The organism is Dokdonella sp. (assembly GCF_049593775.1).
In the GTDB taxonomy this organism is placed as follows: Bacteria; Pseudomonadota; Gammaproteobacteria; order Xanthomonadales; family Rhodanobacteraceae; genus Dokdonella.
The window spans coordinates 1-1,755 of record NZ_JBAWHJ010000444.1 but is presented as its reverse complement, the minus strand read 5'-3'; the positions used below and the strand labels follow the sequence as shown (position 1 = coordinate 1,755).

Sequence of the window (1,755 nt, the reverse complement as noted above, 5' to 3'; positions counted from 1 at the left end):
TGATCAACGATCGCGATTTCGTCCAGATCGCGGCCCGCTACCAGTTCTGAGGGTACGACCAATGAGAATCATGAAAACTGCAGGACTCGCCATTGTTATCGCCAGCGCGCTGGTGGCCAATGCCGCGGTCGCCAAGGTCAGTGCCGAGGAAGCGAGCAAGCTCGGCGTTACCGGAACACCGTTGACACCGATGGGTGCGGAACGTGCGGGCAACGCCGATGGCACAATCCCGGCATGGACAGGAGGCATCACTGAGCCCCCGGCCGGATACAAGGTGGGCATGCACCACCTCGATCCATTTGCTGCCGACAAGCCGCTGTTCACGATCACGGCGCAAAACTACAAGGAGTACGGCGACAAGCTGTCAGTCGGACAGCAAGCCATGTTCGCCAAGTACCCTGACTGGAGGATGATCGTCTATCCGACCCGCCGTTCGGCTTCGAATCCGCAGCGCACCTACGAAATGACGATCAAGAATGCCACCACCGGTGAACTGGTCGGCGGCGAGAAAGGCGATGGCGTTACCAACGTCGCCGAAGGCATTCCGTTCCCGATTCTGAGCAGCGACCCGATGATTGCCGGACCACAGGCAATCTGGAATCACAAGCTCAAGTACAAGGGCGTGTCGGCACGACGCTGGTCCACCCAGGCGCCAGTTACGGCAAGTGGCAAGTATGTGCTCGTCAAGATCAAGGAAGAGCTGCTCGGCCTTTACTATCGGCAGGGCGCCACGCTCGAGGAAATCAACAACATCCTGATCTATTTCTTCCAGGAAGTGATTTCGCCGCCGCGACTCGCCGGCCAGATCCTGCTCGTCCACGAGACCCTGAATTCGGAAATCGGTCCGCGCCAGGCATGGGTCTACAATCCGGGTCAGCGTCGCGTGCGTCGTGCGCCGAACATCGCCTATGACAATCCCGGAACCGCGGCCGACAACCTGCGCACCACGGACATGACCGACATGTTCAACGGTTCGCTGGATCGATTCTCGTACAAGCTCATCGGCAAGCGCGAGATGTATGTCCCGTACAACTCGTACAAGGCGCACAGTTCCGACACCAAGGTCGAGGACCTGCTTCAGCCCGGCTACATCGATCCGGACTACCTGCGCTATGAGTTGCACCGGGTCTATATCGTCGAGGCCACCCTGCGGCCCGGCATGCGCCACATCAATCCAAAGCGCACGTTCTATCTGGATGAAGACAGCTGGCAGATCCTGACCGTCGACCACTACGACGCCCAGCTCGAACTCTGGCGCTATGCCGAAGCACCCAGCATCAACTATTACGATGTGCCGGTGTTCTGGTCGACGCTTGAAGATGCCCATGATCTGAAGTCGGGCCGCTACATTTCGGTCGGTCTCGACAATCTGGACGAGATGTATGACTTCTCGTTCCAGACCACGCAGGCGATGTTCTCTCCGCAGTCATTGCGTCAGCGCGGCAAGCAATAGTCAGGCACCATCGTTTTGCAGCCAACCTCCCGCGCAGGAGGTTGGCTGCATGACGGACAAGATGTTGGACAATCGGGGCCGCCAGACAAGGTCGCCCGCCAAGCACAGGTAATCCGCATGCAGCGCTTAATTCCGGGCCTCGCGGCCGCATCCCTGGCGCTGACGGCGCTGTCGATGGCCCTGTCAGTCCATGCGCAGAATTCTGCCAACCTCGCTGCCGACCCACTCGATCAACCCGCCGAAATCATGCCGCTTGCCAGCGAGGCCATGATGCTGGACATCACGCCCCTCGGGGACAAGTT

The 1,755-nt window shown here is 59.4% G+C and carries 2 protein-coding genes; both read left to right on the top strand.

What is annotated here, in order from left to right:
- Positions 1-70 precede the first annotated feature (70 nt).
- Positions 71-1,453 (top strand): DUF1329 domain-containing protein, encoded by a 1,383-nt coding sequence (locus WBP53_RS15400; RefSeq protein WP_423930492.1) that lies wholly within the window; start codon positions 71-73, stop codon positions 1,451-1,453.
- A 117-nt stretch (positions 1,454-1,570) separates the two neighbouring features.
- Positions 1,571-1,755: hypothetical protein (locus WBP53_RS15395; RefSeq protein ID WP_423930490.1), on the top strand; the 185-nt coding region annotated here is incomplete at its 3' end.

Excerpts from the sequence above, each read along its gene's own strand:
- WBP53_RS15400 (WP_423930492.1), top strand. The coding sequence starts at position 71 with ATGAAAACTGCAGGACTCGCCATTGTTATCGCCAGCGCGCTGGTGGCC.